Below are 3,369 nucleotides of genomic sequence, written 5' to 3'. Positions count from 1 at the left end.
CAGGATCGTGTGCGCGTTCGTCCCCGAGATCCCGAACGACGACACCGCCGCCCGCCGCGGCCGCTCCACCACCGGCCACGCCCTCGCCTCGGTCAGTACCGACACCGCACCCGAGTCCCAGTCCACCCGGGACGACACTTCGCCGACGTGCAGCGTCTTCGGCAGCTCGCCGCTGCGCAGCGCGAGGACCATCTTGATGATGCCCGCGACACCGGCGGCGGCCTGTGTGTGCCCGATGTTCGACTTCACCGAACCCAGCAGCAACGGCGTCTCACGGTCCTGCCCGTAGGCCGCCAGCAACGCCTGCGCCTCGATCGGATCACCCAGCGACGTACCGGTGCCGTGCGCCTCCACGGCGTCCACTCCGGACGGCTCGAGACCGGCACTGGCCAGCGCGGCCCGGATCACGCGCTGTTGCGAAGGGCCGTTCGGCGCCGTCAGGCCGTTCGACGCGCCGTCCTGGTTCACCGCCGAACCCCGCACCACGGCAAGGACTTCGTGCCCGTTGCGGACGGCGTCGGACAGCCGCTCGACCACGATCATGCCGATGCCCTCGGACCACCCCGTGCCGTCGGCGTCCTCGGCGAACGCCTTGCACCGGCCGTCCGGCGCCAGCCCGCCCTGGCGGGAGAACTCCACGAACAGCCACGGCGTCGTCATCAGCGTCACACCGCCGACCAGCGCCAGCGAGCATTCACCACCGCGCAGTGCCTGCGTCGCCCAGTGCAGCGCCACCAGCGACGACGAGCACGCCGTGTCCACGGTGACCGCCGGTCCTTCCAGACCGAGCGTGTACGAGAGGCGGCCGGACAGCACGCTGGCGGCGAGGCCCGTGCCGGTGTATCCCTGACGGCCGGCCTCGGTGCCGACGAGCACGTCGCCGTAGTCCTGGCCGTTCGTGCCGACGAACACGCCCGAGGAGCTGCCGCGCAGCGACAGGGGGTCGATCCCCGCGCGTTCCAGTGCCTCCCACGATGTCTCCAGCAGGAGTCGTTGCTGCGGGTCCATCGCCACCGCCTCCCGCGGGGAGACCTCGAAGAACTCCGCGTCGAAGCCGGCGATGTCGTGCAGGAAGCCACCCCGTTGCGTGGCGCTGCGGTCCGGTCGGTCGCCTGCGGGACCGTCCAGGTCCCAGCCACGGTCCGTGGGAAACGGCCCGATCGCGTCGCTGCCGTCGGCCAGCAGCGCCCAGAGGGCTTCCGGTGAGTCGATGCCGTTCGGGAAACGGCACGCCATGCCGACGATGGCGATCGGCTCGTCGGTGACGGCGGCGACCGGTGCCGTGACGGTGGTTCTCGGGCTGTCGAGCAGCTGGGCGAGCAGGAGCTCGGTCACCCGGGCCGGGGTCGGGTGGTCGTAGAGCAGGGACGCGGGCAGGCTGAGCCCGGTCGCCGCGACAAGCCGGTTGCGCAGCTCGACGGAGGCCAGAGAGTCGAAGCCCAGCTTGCCGAACTCGCGGTCCGGCGTGATGTCGCCGGGCATCCTGTGCAGGACCGCCGCCACGGCGCCCCGCACCACGCCGGCGACCCGTGCCAGGCGTTGGTCCTGGTCGAGGGCCCGCAGCTCTGCGGCGAGTCCGGGCGCCGGAGCGGCGGAGGACTCGGCGAAGCGGCGCGCCTCCGGCAGTGCCGACAGCAGAGGGCGGTGCGGCCGTGATGTGAGCAGGGTGGCCAGCACGTCGGGGTGGCGCATGTCCAGCACGGTGAGCGTGGGGTCCGGCGCCGTGACGGCCCGACCGAGCATCGTGAGGGCCAGTCGCGGGTCGAGCGCGGCGGCGCCGACGCCCGTTGCACTGCCGCCCATGCCGTCCCCGGCCCAAGCGCCCCATGCCAGCGAGGTGCCGGGCAGCCCCAGCGCGCGGCGGCGCTGGGCGACGGCGTCGAGGACCGCGTTGGCCGCGGCGTAGTTCGCCTGGCCGGGGTTGCCGACAGAACCGGCGGCCGAGGAGAACAGGGCGAACACCGACAGGTCGTGACGGCGGGTCAGTTCGTCCAGCACCAGCGCCGAGGCGGCCTTGGCCCGGAACACCGTCTCGAACTGCTCTCCGCTCAGCCTGGTCAGCACGCCGTCCGCGAGGACGCCGGCCGCGTGGACGACGCCGGTCAGCGGCTGGTCGGCGGGGATCGCCGCGAGGACAGCCGCCATGGTGTCCCGGTCCGCTGTGTCCGCCGCGACCAGGTCCACCTCGACGCCGGAAGCGGTCAACTCGTCGTGCAGCTCCGTGGCGCCCGGCGCCGTGCCACCCCGGCGGCTCACCAGCACGAGACGTGCGACACCTCGGTCCGCGAGCCAGCGGGCCACGCACGCGCCGAGCGCACCGGTACCGCCGGTGATGAGCACCGTGCCGGTCGGGGTCCACTCCTGCGCGTCCCCGGCGGGCGCGGGTGTCAGCCGTCGGCCGAGCGCGACGCCCCCGTTGCGGATGGCTACTTCTTCCTCGCCGCCGGGATGCGCGAGCAGGGCGGCGCAACGCGTGAGTGCGGCGTCGTCAGGCTCGGCGGGCAGGTCGATCACACCGCCCCAGCCGTCCGGGTGCTCGAGCGCGGCAACCCGGCCCAGCCCCCAGACGCCGGCGCGTTCGGGGTGCTCGACGGTGTCGCCCTCGACGGCGGCGACGGCGCCGCGCGTGACCGCCCACAGGGGCGCGGTGATGCCGAGCCCGGAGAGAGCGCGGAGCAGCATGGCCGTGGCAACCGGTCCGGCCGGGTCCTCGGCCAGTAAGGACAGCACGCCCGCGAAGCCCGCGCCCTCCGCGATGGACAGCCGCGCGGCGAGAGCGTCGGCATCGGCGGTCACTGGTACATGCACGCGGATCGTGCCCGGCCCGGCCGCGCCGGCCACGCGGCTCACCCAGGTCTCGTCGGCTCCCTCCGGCACGATCACGAGCCACGTGCCGCGTGGGGTGCCGGTGACGGCTCCGGTCAGCGGTGTCCACGTTTCGCGGTGGCGCACGGCATCGAGGTCGCGTTCGGCCCGTCGGCGGCGGCGCCATGCGGCGAGCGCCGGCACCACTCCGGACAGCTCCTCGCCGGTGAGACCGAGGCCGGCGGCGAGACTGTCGAGGTCCTCGCTCTCGATGGCGTCCCAGAACTCGGCGTCCACCGGGTCGGTCGCGCCCGGCTCGTCATCGGCCGGCTCGGGCCAGTAGTGGTGGTACTGGAAGGCGTAGGTGGGCAGGTCCACGCGGGTGGCGTGCAGAGGCCCGAAGAACGCTGCCCACTCGACCGGCACTCCGACCGAGTGCAAAGCGCCGAGCGCGGTGACGACCGACTCCTCCTCATCCCGGTCCCGGCGCAGTGCGGGAACCGTGGTGACGGCCGCGGTCTCCTGGATCATCGCCGACAGCGTCCCGTCCGGCCCCAGCTCCAG

At 73.7% G+C, this 3,369-nt stretch carries 1 protein-coding gene; it reads right to left on the bottom strand.

All coding sequences use genetic code 11. The features are described from left to right. Window positions 1-3,369, bottom strand: a 3,369-nt coding sequence (locus ACIRVH_RS46375) for an SDR family NAD(P)-dependent oxidoreductase (RefSeq protein WP_403967149.1), incomplete at both ends; no start/stop codon positions are given.

The organism is Streptomyces sp. NPDC101165 (assembly GCF_044768135.1).
GTDB lineage: Bacteria > Actinomycetota > Actinomycetes > Streptomycetales > Streptomycetaceae > Streptomyces.
The sequence above is the reverse complement of the archived record's forward strand: the minus strand, read 5'-3'. Positions and strand labels throughout refer to the sequence as shown.